This is a genomic window from Pseudomonas segetis (assembly GCF_900188155.1).
Classification (GTDB): domain Bacteria; phylum Pseudomonadota; class Gammaproteobacteria; order Pseudomonadales; family Pseudomonadaceae; genus Aquipseudomonas; species Aquipseudomonas segetis.
In genome coordinates, this window is record NZ_FZOG01000007.1 from 134,044 (window position 1) to 150,862 (window position 16,819).

Annotated in this window: 19 protein-coding genes; 10 read left to right on the forward strand and 9 right to left on the reverse strand. The window is 55.7% G+C overall.

From position 1 onward, the window contains the following. Positions 1-7: 7 nt before the first annotated feature. Both CHB79_RS19310 and CHB79_RS19315 read left to right on the forward strand, forming a co-directional pair. Positions 8-556, forward strand: a complete 549-nt coding sequence (locus CHB79_RS19310; RefSeq protein ID WP_010490142.1) for an adenine phosphoribosyltransferase — start codon at positions 8-10, stop codon at positions 554-556. A gap of 206 nt (positions 557-762) precedes the next feature. Then, positions 763-1,605, forward strand: a complete 843-nt coding sequence (locus tag CHB79_RS19315; protein WP_089361096.1) for a metal-dependent hydrolase — start codon at positions 763-765, stop codon at positions 1,603-1,605. A gap of 41 nt (positions 1,606-1,646) precedes the next feature. On the opposite strand, the gene CHB79_RS19320 is transcribed toward CHB79_RS19315, so the two are convergent. Continuing rightward, entirely contained in the window at positions 1,647-2,321 is a 675-nt protein-coding gene (locus CHB79_RS19320) for a TetR family transcriptional regulator (RefSeq protein WP_089361097.1), read from the reverse strand. A 148-nt stretch (positions 2,322-2,469) separates the two neighbouring features. Between CHB79_RS19320 and CHB79_RS21960 the strand changes: the two genes are divergently transcribed. Continuing rightward, positions 2,470-2,808 (forward strand): hypothetical protein, encoded by a 339-nt coding sequence (locus CHB79_RS21960; protein WP_141133442.1) that lies wholly within the window; start codon positions 2,470-2,472, stop codon positions 2,806-2,808. A gap of 40 nt (positions 2,809-2,848) precedes the next feature. Continuing rightward, entirely contained in the window at positions 2,849-3,733 is an 885-nt protein-coding gene (locus tag CHB79_RS19330) for an SDR family NAD(P)-dependent oxidoreductase (protein WP_089361099.1), read from the forward strand. Between the two features lie 75 nt (positions 3,734-3,808). Here the strand turns inward: CHB79_RS19330 and CHB79_RS19335 are convergent, their stop codons facing one another. Further along, positions 3,809-4,039: a DUF3820 family protein gene (locus CHB79_RS19335; RefSeq protein ID WP_010490152.1), complete on the reverse strand. Its 231-nt coding sequence runs from the start codon at positions 4,037-4,039 to the stop codon at positions 3,809-3,811. A gap of 143 nt (positions 4,040-4,182) precedes the next feature. Between CHB79_RS19335 and CHB79_RS19340 the strand changes: the two genes are divergently transcribed. Further along, positions 4,183-4,554 carry a glutaredoxin family protein gene (locus CHB79_RS19340; protein ID WP_010490154.1) on the forward strand — a complete coding sequence of 124 codons (372 nt, stop codon included), beginning with the start codon at positions 4,183-4,185 and terminating at the stop codon, positions 4,552-4,554. A 58-nt stretch (positions 4,555-4,612) separates the two neighbouring features. Here CHB79_RS19340 and CHB79_RS19345 read toward each other — a convergent pair whose 3' ends face one another. The 4 genes from CHB79_RS19345 to CHB79_RS19360 form a co-directional block, all read right to left on the reverse strand. Then, entirely contained in the window at positions 4,613-5,110 is a 498-nt protein-coding gene (locus tag CHB79_RS19345; RefSeq protein WP_089361100.1) for a cupredoxin domain-containing protein, read from the reverse strand. Between the two features lie 85 nt (positions 5,111-5,195). Beyond that, complete coding sequence (locus CHB79_RS19350) at positions 5,196-5,546, reverse strand: hypothetical protein (protein ID WP_089361101.1); 351 nt, start codon at positions 5,544-5,546, stop codon at positions 5,196-5,198. A gap of 90 nt (positions 5,547-5,636) precedes the next feature. Continuing rightward, complete coding sequence (locus tag CHB79_RS19355) at positions 5,637-6,239, reverse strand: glutathione S-transferase family protein (protein WP_010490160.1); 603 nt, start codon at positions 6,237-6,239, stop codon at positions 5,637-5,639. Between the two features lie 78 nt (positions 6,240-6,317). Beyond that, positions 6,318-7,484: an aminotransferase-like domain-containing protein gene (locus tag CHB79_RS19360; RefSeq protein WP_010490163.1), complete on the reverse strand. Its 1,167-nt coding sequence runs from the start codon at positions 7,482-7,484 to the stop codon at positions 6,318-6,320. An 81-nt stretch (positions 7,485-7,565) separates the two neighbouring features. Here CHB79_RS19360 and CHB79_RS19365 point away from each other — a divergent pair, with 81 nt between their 5' ends. The 3 genes from CHB79_RS19365 (at position 7,566) to CHB79_RS19375 (ending at position 9,947) form a co-directional block, all read left to right on the forward strand. Next, positions 7,566-8,000: a MarR family winged helix-turn-helix transcriptional regulator gene (locus tag CHB79_RS19365; protein ID WP_010490165.1), complete on the forward strand. Its 435-nt coding sequence runs from the start codon at positions 7,566-7,568 to the stop codon at positions 7,998-8,000. A gap of 142 nt (positions 8,001-8,142) precedes the next feature. After that, entirely contained in the window at positions 8,143-8,754 is a 612-nt protein-coding gene (locus CHB79_RS19370) for a LysE family translocator (protein ID WP_089361102.1), read from the forward strand. Then, complete coding sequence (locus CHB79_RS19375) at positions 8,754-9,947, forward strand: benzoate/H(+) symporter BenE family transporter (protein ID WP_089361103.1); 1,194 nt, start codon at positions 8,754-8,756, stop codon at positions 9,945-9,947. The genes CHB79_RS19370 and CHB79_RS19375 overlap by 1 nt, the downstream gene beginning before the upstream one ends. Positions 9,948-10,000: 53 nt before the next feature. On the opposite strand, the gene CHB79_RS19380 is transcribed toward CHB79_RS19375, so the two are convergent. Continuing rightward, on the reverse strand, positions 10,001-10,762 hold the full coding sequence (locus CHB79_RS19380) for an SDR family oxidoreductase (RefSeq protein ID WP_010490171.1): 762 nt from the start codon (positions 10,760-10,762) through the stop codon (positions 10,001-10,003). 227 nt (positions 10,763-10,989) lie between these two features. Between CHB79_RS19380 and CHB79_RS19385 the strand changes: the two genes are divergently transcribed. Continuing rightward, positions 10,990-11,994: an NADP-dependent oxidoreductase gene (locus CHB79_RS19385; protein ID WP_089361104.1), complete on the forward strand. Its 1,005-nt coding sequence runs from the start codon at positions 10,990-10,992 to the stop codon at positions 11,992-11,994. A 99-nt stretch (positions 11,995-12,093) separates the two neighbouring features. Here CHB79_RS19385 and CHB79_RS19390 read toward each other — a convergent pair whose 3' ends face one another. Both CHB79_RS19390 and CHB79_RS19395 read right to left on the reverse strand, forming a co-directional pair. Then, entirely contained in the window at positions 12,094-12,888 is a 795-nt protein-coding gene (locus CHB79_RS19390; protein ID WP_089361105.1) for an ABC transporter permease, read from the reverse strand. Beyond that, positions 12,885-13,817, reverse strand: coding sequence for an ABC transporter ATP-binding protein (locus tag CHB79_RS19395; protein ID WP_010490174.1), 933 nt, complete (start codon positions 13,815-13,817; stop codon positions 12,885-12,887). Before CHB79_RS19395 ends, CHB79_RS19390 begins: the two co-directional genes overlap by 4 nt. 533 nt (positions 13,818-14,350) lie before the next feature. Here CHB79_RS19395 and CHB79_RS19400 point away from each other — a divergent pair. Next, positions 14,351-16,798, forward strand: coding sequence for an acyl-CoA dehydrogenase (locus CHB79_RS19400; RefSeq protein ID WP_089361106.1), 2,448 nt, complete (start codon positions 14,351-14,353; stop codon positions 16,796-16,798). Positions 16,799-16,819: the final 21 nt, after the last annotated feature.

The window sequence follows — 16,819 nt, forward strand, 5'->3', positions numbered from 1 at the left end:
ACGCAGCATGATTTTCGATGAGTTCAGCCTTAAAACCCTGATTCGCCCCGTGCAGGACTTCCCTAAGCCGGGCGTGGTTTTTCGCGATATCACCCCACTGTTCCAGTCGCCGCGAGCCTTGCGCATGGTGATCGACAGCTTTATTCAGCGCTATATCGAGGCAGACTTCAGCCATATCGGCGTGATGGATGCGCGCGGTTTCCTGATTGGCTCGATCGTCGCCTATGAGCTGAACAAACCGCTGGTCCTGTTTCGCAAACAAGGCAAGTTGCCGGCCGATGTGATCAGCGAGGGTTACCAGACCGAATACGGCGAAGCCTTTCTCGAAATCCATGCCGACAGCCTCGGCAAGGGCGATAAAGTATTGATGTTTGATGACCTTATTGCCACCGGCGGGACCTTGCTGGCAGCCGTACAACTGGTCCGTCGCCTGGGAGCGAGCATCTATGAAGCGGCTGCCATCATTGATTTGCCCGAACTCGGTGGTTCGCAAAAACTCGTGGATGCAGGCATTCCGACATTTGCCCTGACGGCTTTCGCCCTCGACGAAAAATAGCCTGCTTCCCTGCCAGATAAACGCCCGCTTTTGCAGCCCCAAAGCGGGCGTTTTGCTTTGCACCTCATAATCTATTCTGCACAGCATCTCTGAACTTAAGTTGGCAAGAATAAACGCCAACTGGCCAGAATAGACCTCCACAAGCACCCCACCTCCTGCATTACTGATTTGGCGCTGATCACAATACACAGCCCAAGGAGTCAGTCATGCAGCCAAGCAACCATTCCGCGATAGCCAGCTTCCCCGTCAGACGTATGGATTTCAACTTTGCTCAAAGCCGGAAGTATTGGTTTGCCGATGACCCCTTCATGAGCCACTTCATGAGCAACCTGTCTTCACTCTTCCCTTACGGCGAACAGTTTTTTGTCGACAGCGTACGCGCCTGGCGCCAGCACGTTAACGATCCGCAACTGCAAAAAGACATCAGCGCCTTTATTGGCCAAGAAGCCATGCACTCCAAGGAGCACAAGGCCTATAACAATTACGCCGCAGAGCACGGCATTGATTTGCAGCGCCTTGAGCTAAGGGTAAAAGCCTTGCTCGAGTGGTCGAAACACTGGAGCAGCAAAAAACAGCAACTGGCGTCCACCTGTGCGCTAGAGCACTTTACCGCCACCATGGCCGAGCAACTGCTCAAGCGCGAGGACCTCACCACTCAAATGAACGACCCCAAGCTTTATCAGCTTTGGATGTGGCATGCCATCGAAGAAAACGAACACAAGGCCGTGGCTTACGATACCTACAAGGCCATTGGGGGTGGCTACTTCACCCGGATTTGGGCGATGGTTATTGTAACCATCAGCTTTCTCTGGGTGGTTGGCGGCTTCCAGCTGCACCTGATGCGCAAGGACGGCCAACTGTTCAATTGGCGTAGCTGGGGTAAAGGCCTAAGCATTTTGTTGGGCCCGCGCCATGGCTTTTTAACGCGACTGATCAAGCCCTACCTGGCGTACTACCGACCTGATTTTCATCCATTGCAATATGATACCGAAACACTTGTACAGCACTGGCGCAAACGCCTGGGGCTCGCAACAGCTGAGCAAGTTTGAGCAACGCCCGGTGCATGCCGGGCTTGCCCATCAAAGCGGGTTCAAACGGGCAGTTTCAGCTGACCTGCTTCATGCAGCACCATGGCCCCTGTAAAAAGCATGACCACCTGTTCTTCGGCAAGGGCACGAATTGAATCGCGCTGCTCAGGCTGATTGATGTAATCGAGCGACATCTGCAGCAAATTCCGGGTAATCAACCTGGCGACCTGTTCTATTGCTTGCGGATCGACCCTCTTGGGCAGTAGCTCAAGCTCGATTATATCCTCGGCCATGTCCGTCGCCAGTCCCGAGATCATCAGGTGCAGCGCCTTACGCAGTACTGCAGATGGGCCTTGCAGTTCGCGAACGCCCAACATGATCGCCTGAGGGTTATCTGCGACAAAATCAAAAAACAGCACGACAGTCTGATGACATACCTTGCGCCCACGGCCAAGGCTGACACCAAACAATTCTGGTCCGTCGGCGTGGGAGGCTTCTTCAGCACGGCATGCAGCCTCCCGACGTAAATGTCGCAGCGGCTGACGCAATCTGGCGGCCAGTTGATCAATGGCTGCCAGCCCCAGGTCATCGATATCACTGAAGTGACGGTAGAAGGTATTGGGGTTCAGCCCCGCCTCGCGGGCCAGCTCGCGTATGCCCAGGCTCTTGAGGTTGCGGTTGTTTGCAGTGAGTCGCAACGCCGCCTCAAGCAGTAACTGCTTACCCGACACAGTCATTTTTACCTCCTCCTGGCAACATGTCCGGCCCATCTTATAGCTGGTCAGGCAAGGCTGATATTGCCGCCAAGTATACAAGTGTCTACATTGAGTAGCAGCCGTAAGCGCCAGTAAAAAAACCAATAACAGATGGCCATGGAACCTGCCTGTGAATGCATCAGTACCCGCTCAACGCTACGCAGTGGCGATCAATGACAGTGGCTTCTATGGGCTTGGCATGGCAACGGGTCTAAAACAACAGCGCGAGACTGATATCCGGGCTTTCAAAATCGAAGCCGGTTGCGCCTGTGACGTTCCGCATCACCTGCACGCTTTCCCGCCTGCCATCTTCGGTATCGGCGCTGACCCTGATGACCCAATACCGCGCAATGTGGTTTTCGGGCTTGACGGCATGGTCCTGGTCGATCCCAGGCCAGGGTTTACATGGCCGAGACTCAATCTTGAGCCGACAACCTGTCACTTCAATCGCAAGCAGCCTGCGCATTAAGTGCTAGGCAATACTGTTTAACAGCTAGGGAGCCTTCTGCATGAAATCATTCGAGAATAAAGTCGCAGCCATCACCGGCGCCGCCTCGGGCATTGGTCGCGCCCTCGCCTTCGGCCTCGCCCGCCAAGGCTGTGCATTGGCGTTGTCTGATGTAGATGCCCATGGCCTGGATGAAACAGCTGAGCAAGCTCGCAGGCTGGGGGTAAAGGTTCAGAGCACTGTTGTCGACGTTACTGACCGTGAGGCCATGCATGCCTGGGCCAGCGAGGTGGTTGAGACCTTTGGCAAGGTCAATGCGATCTTCAATAACGCCGGGGTCGCCCAGAGCGGCACGGTCGAGGGCAATGACTACAGCGACTATGAATGGGTCATGAACATCAACTTCTGGGGCGTCGTAAATGGCACCAAGGCCTTCCTGCCTCACCTGAAAGCCTCGGGTACCGGCCATGTCATCAACCTATCCAGTATTTTCGGCATTTTCTCGCAACCGGGTATGAGCACTTATAACGCAAGCAAGTTCGCTGTGCGCGGCTTTACCGAAGCACTGCGCCAGGAACTGGACATGATCCACTGTGGCGTATCTGCCAGCTGTGTTCATCCAGGCGGGATAAAAACCAATATCGCCAATACCGCAAGAATGAATGCCAGCATGCAGGCCATGACAGGACAAGATAACGAGCAGGCACGCCAACAGTTCAATGACCTGCTTATGCTCACCACGGCCGAGCATGCTGCAAAAGTCATCATCAAGGGGGTACTGAAGAATAAACGCCGAATACTCATTGGCGCCGATGCCTATGCGATGGACTGGATGCAACGCTTGATGCCTGCTCTCTATCAACGCGTGGTGATCGCGAGCATGAGACAGGGCGTCAAGCTCGGCAAGAAGCAGGCAAAGAGTGCACTGTCCAAGACTGACGCTTGAACTGTCTCATTGGCACGCGCTGCTGAAGAACAGGCCTTAGCCTGGGAAAGCTTGCGCCAAGGTCGAGGCCGGACGCTAGCGCAGTGGCTCACGAGGCTTGCTGCGCAAGGGCTCCAGTAATGCACTCAAACCATTGTGGTCAATCTCTTGCATCAGCTGTAGCAACTGACCAATCTGCCCCTTGGGAAATCCTTCACGGGCAAACCAATTGAGGTAATGGCCAGGCAGGTCGGCAATCAGTCGGCCTTTATATTTGCCAAAAGGCATTTCCAGCGTGACCAGCAGCTTTAAATCTTCAGGCTTCATCACAGACCAATCTTGAACGTTTATGCGCCGGATTATGCCAAAGCTTTAACCCAGATGCAGTGCAATTGAGCGGTTGGGCAAGTCAGCCAAGGCAAACTCAGGTAAGATTCGGGTCCGCAAATTTTCGCCCTGGACGCTTAACCATGTTCATTTCAGCCCTACGCAATGGCTTAGGCCAGATCATTATCTTTATTGACTTCATCACCCGCCCGCGCAAAATGCAGCGTTCGCCAGAGGCTCAAGCGGCGGTGGCCCAGGCTGCATCGAACCTGTCGCTGTATCAGTTCAGAGCCTGCCCGTTTTGCGTAAAGACCCGGCGCACCCTGCACAAGTTGAATGTGCCCCTGCAGTTGCGCGATGCCAAGAACGATGCCCAGGCGCGCAGTGAACTGCTTGAGCAAGGAGGCAAAATACAGGTGCCTTGCCTGCGCATCGATGAGAACGGTCAAAGTACCTGGCTCTATGAGTCCAAGGCTATTGCCAGTTACTTGCAGGACCGCTTCGCCGCCGCATAAGCAAAACGGCGCGGCCTTTTCAGGACGCGCCGCCCAGTACAGTTACCCGTCCGACCTGCTAGGGACTGACTTCAATGCTGCCGACCATTCCCGCCTGGTAATGCCCGGCGATCAAGCATGCGAAGTCAAAGCGCCCCGCCTGATTGAAAGTCCAGATGATTTCACCGCTTTGCCCAGGCGCAACATGCGCCATATAGGCTGCGTGATGCTCCATGCCTGGGTGCTTGAGCATCATCTGCGCATGCTCATCAAGGGTTTCCTTGGTGCCAAGGACATACTCGTGCATTAACTTGCCATCATTGTGCAACACCAACCGTATCGTCTCTCCTTTCTTGAATGTCAGGGCGCCTGGCTTAAACCGCATGTCGTCGCCCATGCGTACATCAATCGTACGAGACACCTGGCTGGAATCCCCGGCAATTCCCCAGCGCATTTGTTCAGGTTGCGAATGCATCGAATGATCAGCCGCTGAATGATCGGCATCCGCCCATAGCACAGGGCTGGCAAGCGCCCCGCAAAGCAATACAAGGGCCAACTGCGTTTTGCTAAAAGTCATATCAAACCTCGATTAAATCCTGCCCTGCAGCAGATGCAGGGCAAGGCAATAAACGGCTCTTTAGAGCCGAAACCAAATGCGAGAATTAAACGAGGTCGTTACGTGGGGGGCGCTTCGGCAGATCGCCTATGTGGCCGATGAACCGAGGGCTCGGCTGGACAGCCAGGGTGGTCGCTACAACTGTCGGGGTTTTCAGCAATGGGGCTGCCAGGGCGGCGGCGCTCAAGCACATTGAACAATGCATGCAAAGCTGGCTGGCGATGGACTGGTGCCCGGTATCACCTGTATTGGTCTCCAGGCTGTGGCACTGGGGCGATTCGGACACTGAAAGCTGGCTAAGCGACAAGCAGTTTTGCATGTTGATCACTGCCATGTTTTGCACAGGCAGTGCAAATAGCATCAGGCAGGCGACCAATACTCGCAGAATCTTGTGCATGTAAGCAGTGCAACGCCAGAAGTGAGAAACCAGCTGGAATTATGCCAACAAAAAAGCTGCAAGCCCAACCCCAGCAGGTTTCATATTGCGTCAATCAAACATGTCGACATGCCCAGGCTGGCTGGAAATCCGATCCAGCCATTGGCGTATCGCAGGAAACTCACCCAATTCAAAGCCACCTTCATGGGCCACATGGGTGTAGGCATAAAGCGCGATATCCGCGATTGAATATTGCTCACCAACCAGATAAGGCGTGTTTTGCAGTTGTTTTTCCATGACTCTCAGCGCTTTGTATCCGAGCACATGGCAGCGCTGGTATTCGGCCAAGCGCTCTTCAGGCATGTTCAGATACAGCTGGATAAAACGCGCCACGGCTATACTTGGCTCATGGCTGTACTGCTCGAAAAACTGCCATTGCAGCACCTGGGTACGCAAGCGCGGTTCCGTCGGCAAGAACCGGCTGCCTTCGGCAAGGTAGTTGAGAATCGCATTTGACTCCCAAAGACAGGTGCCGTCCTCAAGCTCAAGCACCGGGATTTTGCCGTTAGGATTCTTGGCCAGAAATGCCTCGGTTTGCGTTTCGCCCTTGAGGATATCAATGGCTATCCACTCATAAGGCATACCCAGCAGGTTGAGCAGTAACTTGATTTTGTAGCAGTTGCCTGAACGATAATCGCCATAGACCTTCAACATCGCCCTACTCCTGTTTGTGCGAGGCCTACGCCTCGCAATGGCTGATAACGAATCAACAATGGTCGCCCTGTACCGGGCTCAAGCAGCCACCTCTGCTTGCGCAACACGGATCACTCCTGCCAGGCGCTGCAAGCCTTCACTCAAGCGCTCAGGCGCGACGTGGCTGAAATTCAAGCGCAGGTGCCCAGGATTCTGATCCGGATCGATAAAGAAAGGCTCGCCCGGCATAAAGGCAATGTTCTGTGCCAACGCAGGCCCCAGCAGAGTACGCGTATCCAATGGCTGCTTGAGTGTCAGCCAGAAGAACAACCCGCCCTGCGGGATCTCCCAATCAGCCAGGTCGGCAAAGTGCTCGAGCAATGCGGCCTGCATGGCATCGCGACGTAAACGATAGAACTGACGTAACTGCGCCAGGTGATCACGATAATGCTGGCTCCCCAGCCACTGCAGCGCCTGCCATTGGCCAATGCGATTGGTATGTAGGTCAGCCGACTGTTTCAGGCGCAACAGATGCGGATACAGGTCTGGGGTGGCGATCAGATAACCCACACGCAGCCCCGGCAATAATGTCTTGGATACGGTACCGGTGTAGACCCAGCTCGCCTTTTGCAAGCGGCTGACAATCGGGGTTGCGCTCCCCTCATCGAACACCAGCTCACGATAGGGCTCATCCTCGATCAGGGTTACTCCAAACTCGTCGAGTAATGCGGCAACAGCATCACGCTTGGCTTCGCTGTAACGGACAGCCGATGGATTCTGGAAGGTTGGAATCAAGTAAGCGAATGCAGGCTTATGCTTTTCCAGACGCTGGCGCAGAGCCGCGAGCTCCGGACCATCGGCCTCCTGCGGTACGGCGATGCAATCAGCACCAAATAACTGGAAAGCCTGCAATGCAGCCAGGTAGGTTGGCGCCTCAACCAGTACTTCGGTCCCCGGATCGATAAACAGCTTGCTGACTAGGTCCAGGGTTTGCTGCGAGCCACTGACAATCAATACCTGGCTGGCATCGCAGGGCACCCCCAGGGCACGGGCTTCTGCGGCGATTACCTCACGCAACTCCGGCTCGCCCTCACTCATTCCGTACTGGCCGATATTGGCTGGCATTTGCGCCCAATCGACTTTCGGCAGCATCGGCTCTGCAGGCAAACCTCCGGCAAACGACATCACTTCAGGGCGCTGCGCCGCGGAGAGAATTTCACGAATCAAAGAGCTTTTCAGGCGGGCAATACGTTCAGAGAAGGCCATCGTTTACACCAGGTGATTATTTGTCGGAAGTAAGTCAAACTTGTTGACCGAAACTACGCCCACTCATGCAGATACGTCAATATGTTTGACCTTAAAAACTTAGCCGCTCAGCAGTCCGCCATGAAGGCTTTCTTCTTTGGCTACCAGGCATTTACTGCCAAAGCAGATGAAATGCTGGCGCGGCGTGGACTGTCTCGCGTGCACCACCGCATTCTGTTTTTCATCGCCATGTATCCAGGCTTGAGCATGAAAGAGCTGCTCAATTACCTGGGTGTCAGCAAACAGGCGTTGAACATCCCACTGCGTCAGCTGATTGAAATGCACCTGGTAGAAAGCCAGGCGTCGGTGGATGACAAGCGCAAGCGCCTGCTGGCATTCACCGCAGAAGGGGCCAAGCTGGAACTGGCCCTGCGCCGCGAGCAGGCGAAGATGCTGCAACGCGCACTTGGCGATACCGGGGAAGACGCCATGAATGCCTGGATGCAGGTTAACCAGGCACTTGCCAAACACCGTTAGAAATTATCCGGCCCAGCGACTGTATCGGCGATTTTGCTACCTCGCTGTACCGAGACGGCATCAGGCTGAGGATTTAGGCTCTGTATATCCAGGGTGCGCGACTGCGATCACACCCAGAGCATCTGCCTATCGAGTGAGCCTCATGAACGCCGAACTGCTTGTCGCATTTATCGCCTTTGCCTTCGTTACCTCGGTTACACCCGGCCCGAATAACATGATGCTGCTGGCCTCTGGAGTGAACTTTGGTATACGCCGCAGCTTGCCGCACATGTTTGGTATCAGCATTGGCTTTATGATTCTGGTGATTGCGGTTGGCATGGGGTTGGGCCAGTTATTTGAACAGGTACCAATGCTCTACAACGTCCTGCGTTTTGCCGGCGCAGCCTATTTGTTGTACCTGGCCTGGAAAATTGCTAACGCCAGCGCGCCCGAGGGGCAAAACCTGGGCACCAAGCCATTTAGCTTTATCGAGGCGGCGGCATTTCAATGGATAAACCCCAAGGCGTGGGTAATGGCCATTGGCGCAATCACCACCTACACCCCGCATGAAAACTTCGAGCTGAATGTGCTGCTGATCGCGGCGCTGTTCGCCTTGGTCAACTGCCCCAGCGTTGGGCTTTGGACTGCGGCCGGTAGCTTGCTGCGCAAGTGGTTGAACAACCCAATGGTACTGCGCGGATTCAACATCAGCATGGCATTGTTACTCGCGGCATCGCTTTATCCAATATTTGCAGACGTTCAAGGAGTTTTGTAATGGCACACGCGAGCCAGGCCCGACTACGCCCGTTGGCGGACAGTTCGCCGTCCGCAGTGGTTGCAGGCTTTATCGCCATGCTCACCGGCTATACCTCCTCACTGGTGCTGATGTTCCAGGCAGGCCAGGCCGCCGGGCTGAGCAACGGCCAGATATCATCGTGGATCTGGGCGCTATCGATTGGCATGGCTGTGTGCTGCATTGGCTTATCTCTGCGCTATCGCGCGCCAGTCATGATCGCCTGGTCGACACCAGGTGCAGCACTCTTGATCAGCAGCTTGCCGGGTGTGCCCTATAGCGAGGCTATCGGCGCCTATATCATCTGCTCGGCACTGATCGTGATCTGCGGCATGACCGGCAGTTTTGACCGCATCATGCGGCGTATACCGGGCTCCATAGCTGCTGCATTGCTGGCAGGCGTGCTGTTTAAGATCGGCCTGGAGATCTGTGTAGCGGCCGAACAGCAGCCTGTGCTGGTGGTTGCCATGTTGCTGGCCTATCTATTCGGTAAACGCTTGATGCCGCGCTACGCAGTTCTGGCAGCATTGATTGTCGGCTGCGTATTGGCTGGCGTATTTGGCTTGCTCAACTTTGATCACTTCGAACTCAAGCTGGCAACGCCGCAATGGACCACGCCGAGCTTTTCGCTTGCTGCAGCGATCAGTATCGGCATACCGCTGTTTATTGTTGCGATGACCTCACAAAACCTGCCGGGCATGGCGGTTTTACGGGCCAATGGCTATGACGTGCCCGCCTCCCCGCTGCTCAATACCACGGGGATCTGCTCCATATTGCTGGCCCCCTTCGGCTCCCACGGCATTCATATGGCGGCGATCAGCGCAGCCATATGCGCAGGCCCTGAGGCCCATGAAGACCCAAGTAAGCGTTACACCGCCGCCGTCTGGTGTGGCCTGTTCTACGGTATTGCCGGTATTTTTGGCGCCACCTTGGCGGCGCTCTTTGCCGCATTGCCCAAGGCACTGATTCTGTCGATTGCGGCACTGGCACTGTTTGCCTCGATCATTGGCGGCCTGACCCAGGCCATGAGCGAGCCGAAAGAACGCGAAGCCGCGCTGATAACCTTTTTGGTCACTGCCTCGGGCATGACCCTATTCACCATCGGTTCGGCATTCTGGGGGATTGTCGCCGGCCTGCTGACGCTGGTGATATTGAATTGGCGTAAAGCGCATTAATAAACCGGTCAGCCTTGCCTAATGGCCAGGCTGACTGGTGCAACGCTTGAGGATCAGATCGCGGTCGCGCCGCCATCGATTGCCAAGGCCTGGCCAGTGGTAAAGGCAGCCTGGTCACTGCACAGATACAGCACAGCGGCGGCAATCTCCTCGACCTTGCCGATACGCCCAACCGGGTGCATTGCGGCGGCAAACTCAGCCTTTCTCGGGTCGGCCTCATAGGCACGGCGGAACATATCTGTGTCGATTACAGCAGGACACACGGCATTGACCCGAACCTTTTTCTTCGCATATTCGACCGCAGCCGACTTGGTCAAACCAATGACCGCATGTTTGGATGCGCTGTAAATACTCATCTTCGGGGCCGCGCCAAGGCCTGCAACCGAGGCCGTGTTGACGATTGCCCCGCCGCCCTGGGCCAGCAAGAGCGGAATCTGGTGCTTCATGCACAGCCAGACACCTTTGACGTTGACGCCCATGATCGCATCAAACTCGGATTCACTGCCGTCGGCAAGCTTGCCCTGCTCGATCTCGATACCGGCATTGTTGAAGGCATAATCGAGCCGGCCATAACACTGGACAATCTGCTCCATCAGCGCCGCGACCTCGCTGTCGAGCGTGACATTACAGGGGATGAAAACGGCTTCGCCACCGGCCTGGCGAATCATTTCAACGCTCGCCTCGCCACCTGCGTTATCGACATCAGAAACCACGACCTTGAGGCCCTGCCCAGCGAACGCCAACGCCGTCGCACGACCAATGCCAGCTGCAGCCCCCGTAACCAACGCAACCTCTCCACTGAAGCTAAAGCCCATGTGCATATTCCCCTGTTGAAGATTTCTGATGTTCGAGTCTAGTCAGGAACCCAAGGCAGCTGGCAGCACTATCAAGGGCATCATAGTTGTCGGATTTAAAATGGTGATAAAACACCGCGACCTACTATCACCTTGATAAATCGGCCTACATTCGATTTTCAGGCGCAGGTTGCTCATCGGCACATGACGCGCTATCACCCTAGTTTTCGAACAATGAGTAAATTGCCATGACCGTTCAAATCAACCGCCAATTTCTGCTCGCCAAGCGCCCCGTTGGCACACCAACCCGTGACACCTTCAGTTTTGTAGAAACGCCTCTGGCCGAGCCTGCAGAGGGGCAAATAGTGGTCAAGAATGCATTCCTGTCGCTCGACCCTGCCATGCGCGGCTGGATGAACGATGCCAAGTCCTACATCCCGCCAGTGGGCTTGGGCGAGGTCATGCGAGCCTTGGGCGTCGGCGAGGTCATCGCCTCGAAGAACCCTAATTTCGAAGTGGGCGATCATGTCAATGGCGCGCTCGGCGTGCAGGATTACTTTGTCGGCGAGCCGCGCGGCTTTTACAAAGTTGACCCCAGTCGCGCCCCACTGCCGCTGTACCTTTCCGCCCTGGGCATGACCGGCATGACGGCCTACTTCGCCTTGCTTGATGTGGGCGCCCCCAAAGCGGGTGAAACCGTGGTGATCTCGGGCGCTGCCGGCGCCGTGGGCAGCATTGTCGGGCAAATCGCCAAGATCAAAGGGTGCCGGGTCGTGGGCATCGCTGGCGGCGAGAAGAAATGCAAGTTGCTGGTTGATGAACTGGGTTTTGACGGTGCCATCGACTACAAGAATGAAGACTTGGCAGCGGGTCTCAAGCGCGAATGCCCAAAAGGCATCGACGTATTCTTCGACAATGTCGGTGGCGATATCCTCGACACCGCACTGACTCGCATCGCGCCGAAAGCACGTATCGTCATTTGTGGCGCCATCAGCCAGTACAACAACAAAGAAGCCGTCAAGGGCCCCGCCAACTACCTGTCACTGCTGGTCAACCGGGCGCGCATGGAAGGTTTTGTGGTGATGGACTACGCCAGCCAGTTTGCCGATGCAGCCAAAGAAATGGGCGGCTGGATGGCCAGCGGCAAGCTGAAGTCAAAAGAAGATATTGTCGAGGGCCTGGAAACCTTCCCGGAAACCCTGCTCAAACTGTTCAGCGGTGAAAACTTCGGCAAACTGGTGCTTAAGGTCTAGGCGTTCCGCCTTATCCAGCACCGCATACAGATTTCACCGCCATAAAAAACGGCGCTTGGTCGATGGGCCAAACGCCGTTTTTGCCAGTGCGGCTCCCCTTTATTGGCGCATACCGCGACCACTGACCAGCAAGCGCACACAAACCAGGTAAAGCACGGCTGTAGCGAGCAACATAAAGGCCACAGCGACGCTGATGCGAATGTCCGAAACGCCAAGAATGCCGTAACGGAAGGCATTGACCATATGCAACACCGGATTGGCCAAAGAAACCGTTTGCCAGAACGGTGGCAACAGGTTGATTGAGTAGAACACTCCACCCAGGTACGTCAGCGGCGTCAGGACGAAAGTCGGAATAATCGAGATATCATCGAAGTTGCGGGCAAATACCGCATTGACGAAGCCGCCCAGCGAAAAGATCGTCGCGGTCAACAGCACCACCAATACAGTCAAGCCAAGGTGATGAACCTGCAAGTCGGTGAAGAACAGCGACAACAGCGTGACGATAAAACCCACGGCCAGACCGCGCAGTACGCCACCGGTTACGTAACCGATCAGAATGATATGCGGCGACACGGGGGACACCATCAACTCTTCGATCGAACGCTGGAATTTACTGCCAAAAAAGCTTGAAACCACGTTGCCGTAGGAGTTGGTAATCACCGACATCATGATCAAGCCCGGAACGATGTACTGCATGTAGCTGAAACCGCCCATGCCGCCAATCTGTCGGCCAATCAAGTTACCGAAGATGACGAAATACAAGACCATGGTAATGGCTGGCGGCAGCAGGGTTTGCGGCCAGATACGAGTAAAGCGGCGCACTTCGCGATACACAATGGTACGCAGGGCAACCATGTTCGCGGCAAACTCTGAATTTAGGTGTGCGGTGTTCATACTGTCTCCTTGGCCAGGTTCTTCTCGACCAAGTTGACGAACAACTCCTCCAGTCGATTGCTTTTATTGCGCAGGCTGCAGACGTCGATATTCTGCTCTGCGAGCTGGCGGAACAGCTCGGTTACCCCTTGATTCTTGTCGACCTGCACCTCAAGGGTGTGATGATCAACCAGCTTAACCGGATAGCCTTCAAGCTCGGGCTCGACCAGCAAGGAAGCCGTAAGATCGAGCAGGAATGTTTCGACATGCAAGGTTTGCAACAGCTCGCGCATGCTGGTGTTTTCGACAATCCGGCCATGATCGATGATGCCGATATTGCGGCACAGCTGCTCGGCCTCTTCAAGGTAATGGGTGGTCAGGATGATGGTGATGCCCTGCTCGTTGAGCTTGGTCAGAAAACTCCACATCGACCGGCGCAGCTCAATATCAACACCCGCCGTAGGCTCATCGAGAATCAACAGGCGTGGCTCGTGGACCAACGCCCGGGCAATCATCAGCCTGCGCTTCATGCCGCCCGAAAGTTCACGCGACGCTACGTCACGCTTCTCCCACAAGCCAAGCTGCTTGAGGTAATGCTCGGCGCGTTCCTTGGCAATTCGGGCGGGAATACCGTAGTAGCCAGCCTGGGTCACGACAATGTCGAAGACCTTCTCAAACTGGTTGAAGTTGAACTCTTGTGGCACCACGCCGATGCAACGCTTGAGCGAAGCCGGGTCTTTATCGAGGTCGAAACCGAAGACATTGACCGTACCGCTGGATTTATTAACCAGGGTCGAAAGAATGCCGATGGTGGTGGATTTGCCCGCGCCGTTGGGGCCGAGCAATGCGTAGAAGTCGCCTTCAGCTACATCCAGATCAATGCCGTGGAGTGCCTGAAAGCCATTGCCATAGGTTTTTGTAAGTTGACGAATGGACAGAGCGGTAGTCATAAAGAATGCACGCACCCAAAAATAAAAAGTGAGTAAAAGAGACAAGCTGCGCCATGATGCGACTGCGTAAGTCTAACGTCCAAAGCCGCAGGCCCGAAGCAGCAGTCGAAATTTAATGAAATAAATTGGCACCGGCACAGCCTAGCACTGTGCCATAAAGAAGAAAGACCCCAAGCCTGATGGTGACTATTACTGCACTTCATAATGGGCCCGCCAGACCCCGCCTGAATGGCGTCACGCAATCCGGGGCCATGCTCGAGGTGCGGCATCATAAGTTGAGTGGCTAGTGCCAGATGTCACACCTTGGGCATGATCTGCGAACTCAATTAGCGTAGGCTGGTCATTATCGATGAAGCGGTTGGCTTTGACCTATAGCTGCATCGGCGCCTGCCCATGGCCTGGCTAGCCCAGTCCAGCTAGGCTGTAAGTGCTGAAGTGACTATATAAAAGTCAAACTCACCGCCCTTTTCGTCATCTATTGACAGATGACGGCTAAGCTCATGACGCCCAGGCGTCATCATGGAGGACGTTAAATGCTCGCAGTCTGGTTAATTGTTTTAGTGATTGGCGTGGCTTATCTGGCCCACCGCCGCATCTCACCAATACCCGCCTTGGCATGCGTTGCCGTTTACCTGCTGGTCATGGGCTCTTTCAGCCACGCACACGGCGCGCTCATGACGGTGCTTTGGCTGATCCTGCTCGCAGTCGCCCTGCCACTGGCATTGCCTGACTTACGCCGCAAACTGTTTAGCGCGCCTTTGTTCGCATGGTTTCAAAAGGTGCTACCGCCCATGTCCGAAACCGAGCGCGACGCGATTGAGGCCGGCACCGTTTGGTGGGATGGCGAACTGTTCAGCGGTCGTCCGGACTGGGACAAACTGCTGGCTTACCCCAAGGCAGTACTGAGCGAAGAAGAGCAAGCCTTCCTCGATGGCCCCACCGAAGAACTCTGCGCCATGGTCACTGACTGGGACATAGGCCAGCAGATGGACCTTCCAGAAAAGGCCTGGAAACACATCAAGGAACACGGTTTCTTTGCCCTGATCATTCCCAAGGAATACGGCGGCAAAGGCTTTTCCGCCTTCGCCCACTCACAAGTGGCAATGAAACTTGCCACTCGCAGCGGCGACCTTGCCTCGACCGTCATGGTGCCCAACTCGCTCGGCCCAGCAGAGCTGTTGCTGCATTACGGCACCGACGAACAGCGCAACCATTACCTGCCGCGCCTGGCCAGTGGCGAAGACATCCCCTGCTTCGCATTGACCGGCCCATTGGCAGGTTCCGATGCGGGTGCGATGCCAGATACCGGCATCATCTGCAAAGGCGAATGGGAAGGTAAGGAAGTTATCGGCCTGCGCCTGACCTGGGAAAAACGCTACATCACCCTTGGCCCGGTCGCCACCTTGCTTGGCCTGGCGTTCAAGGCCTACGACCCTGACCACCTGCTGGGTGAAGAGGAAGACCTCGGCATCAGCCTGGCGCTGGTACCGACCGATACCGCCGGTGTCGAGATCGGTCGCCGTCACTATCCGCTTGGCGCGGCTTTCATGAACGGCCCCAACTCGGGTAAAGATGTATTTGTTCCGCTTGAGTTCCTGATCGGCGGACAAGAGATGCTCGGCAAGGGCTGGATGATGCTGATGAACTGCCTCTCGGTCGGGCGTTCCATCTCGCTGCCTGCGGTGGGCACTGGCGCTGCCAAGTTCACCAGCCTGGTGACAGGCCAGTACAGCCAGGTCCGGGAGCAATTCAATGTGCCACTTTCGGCCTTTGAGGGTATCCAGGAGGCAATGGCCCGTATTGGTGGCAATGCCTGGATGATGGACAGTGCGCGCATCCTCACCGCCAATGCCGTCGACCTTGGGGAAAAACCCTCGGTTCTGTCGGCTATCCTCAAGTATCACCTGACCGAGCGCGGCCGCGACTGCATCAGTGATGCAATGGATGTACATGGCGGCAAAGGCATCATCATGGGGCCCAACAATTACCTGGGCCGCTCATGGCAAGGCGCGCCGATCTTCATCACCGTCGAAGGCGCGAACATTCTGTCGCGCAACCTGATGATCTTCGGCCAGGGTGCGATCCGCTGCCATCCGTACGTGCTCAAGGAAATGTCCCTGGCCAGTCGCGAAGACAAGGACCAGGCGCTTATCGAGTTCGACGAATTGTTGATGCAGCACATCGGTTTCGCCATCAGCAACGCCGCCAGCACCCTGGTCCTGGGTCTGACCCTGAACCGTCTTGGTGCCGTACCCGGCGACAACCTCAGCCAACCGTACTACCGCGCACTGAACCGCCTCTCCGCAGCGTTCGCCATGCTCGCCGACATGAGCATGATGCTGCTGGGTGGCGAGCTGAAACGCCGTGAGCGTCTCTCTGCACGTCTTGGCGATGCATTGAGCAACCTCTACATGGGTTCGGCTGCGCTCAAGCGCTATCACGACCTCGACTACTCGGCTCATTCCAAACCCATGTTGCGCTGGGCAATGGAAGAAAGCCTGTGCAAGGCCGAAGAAGCGCTGGATGATCTGCTCTGCAACTTCCCCAACAAGTTCCTCGGTTGCGCCTTGCGCGTGCTGGTATTCCCGCTGGGCCGTCGCCACCGTGGCCCAAGTGATGAACTTGACGCAGAAATTGCCGAGATCATCGGTCGCAACAAAGGCGATGCAGCCTTGGAGGAAATCCTTACTGGTTGCTACCGGCCAACCGCCGAGAAAGACCCAGTTGCTGCCTTGCAGCGGGCAATGGATCTGCTTGAGCAGGCTAAACCGCTGCAGAAAAAACTGCACAAAGCGGCCAAGGCTGGTGAGGTCGACGAAGTGCCGGGGCAAACCCTGATCGAAAGCGCACTCGCCGCAGGCGTACTCTCTGCCGAAGAGGCCGCCAGCCTGCAACAGGCTGAAGCGGCGCGGCGCCAGGTGATTGATGTCGATGACTTTGCCAAGGATGAGCTCAAGCTCAGCCGTGGCAAAATCAGGTAAGCCCCATCGTCCATAACAGGA

Excerpts from the sequence above, each read along its gene's own strand:
- CHB79_RS19310 (WP_010490142.1), top strand. The coding sequence starts at position 8 with ATGATTTTCGATGAGTTCAGCCTTAAAACCCTGATTCGCCCCGTGCAG.
- CHB79_RS19315 (WP_089361096.1), top strand. The coding sequence starts at position 763 with ATGCAGCCAAGCAACCATTCCGCGATAGCCAGCTTCCCCGTCAGACGT.
- CHB79_RS19320 (WP_089361097.1), bottom strand. The coding sequence starts at position 2,321 with ATGACTGTGTCGGGTAAGCAGTTACTGCTTGAGGCGGCGTTGCGACTC.
- CHB79_RS19330 (WP_089361099.1), top strand. The coding sequence starts at position 2,849 with ATGAAATCATTCGAGAATAAAGTCGCAGCCATCACCGGCGCCGCCTCG.
- CHB79_RS19335 (WP_010490152.1), bottom strand. The coding sequence starts at position 4,039 with ATGAAGCCTGAAGATTTAAAGCTGCTGGTCACGCTGGAAATGCCTTTT.
- CHB79_RS19340 (WP_010490154.1), top strand. The coding sequence starts at position 4,183 with ATGTTCATTTCAGCCCTACGCAATGGCTTAGGCCAGATCATTATCTTT.
- CHB79_RS19345 (WP_089361100.1), bottom strand. The coding sequence starts at position 5,110 with ATGACTTTTAGCAAAACGCAGTTGGCCCTTGTATTGCTTTGCGGGGCG.
- CHB79_RS19350 (WP_089361101.1), bottom strand. The coding sequence starts at position 5,546 with ATGCACAAGATTCTGCGAGTATTGGTCGCCTGCCTGATGCTATTTGCA.
- CHB79_RS19355 (WP_010490160.1), bottom strand. The coding sequence starts at position 6,239 with ATGTTGAAGGTCTATGGCGATTATCGTTCAGGCAACTGCTACAAAATC.
- CHB79_RS19360 (WP_010490163.1), bottom strand. The coding sequence starts at position 7,484 with ATGGCCTTCTCTGAACGTATTGCCCGCCTGAAAAGCTCTTTGATTCGT.
- CHB79_RS19365 (WP_010490165.1), top strand. The coding sequence starts at position 7,566 with ATGTTTGACCTTAAAAACTTAGCCGCTCAGCAGTCCGCCATGAAGGCT.
- CHB79_RS19370 (WP_089361102.1), top strand. The coding sequence starts at position 8,143 with ATGAACGCCGAACTGCTTGTCGCATTTATCGCCTTTGCCTTCGTTACC.
- CHB79_RS19375 (WP_089361103.1), top strand. The coding sequence starts at position 8,754 with ATGGCACACGCGAGCCAGGCCCGACTACGCCCGTTGGCGGACAGTTCG.
- CHB79_RS19380 (WP_010490171.1), bottom strand. The coding sequence starts at position 10,762 with ATGGGCTTTAGCTTCAGTGGAGAGGTTGCGTTGGTTACGGGGGCTGCA.
- CHB79_RS19385 (WP_089361104.1), top strand. The coding sequence starts at position 10,990 with ATGACCGTTCAAATCAACCGCCAATTTCTGCTCGCCAAGCGCCCCGTT.
- CHB79_RS19390 (WP_089361105.1), bottom strand. The coding sequence starts at position 12,888 with ATGAACACCGCACACCTAAATTCAGAGTTTGCCGCGAACATGGTTGCC.
- CHB79_RS19395 (WP_010490174.1), bottom strand. The coding sequence starts at position 13,817 with ATGACTACCGCTCTGTCCATTCGTCAACTTACAAAAACCTATGGCAAT.
- CHB79_RS19400 (WP_089361106.1), top strand. The coding sequence starts at position 14,351 with ATGCTCGCAGTCTGGTTAATTGTTTTAGTGATTGGCGTGGCTTATCTG.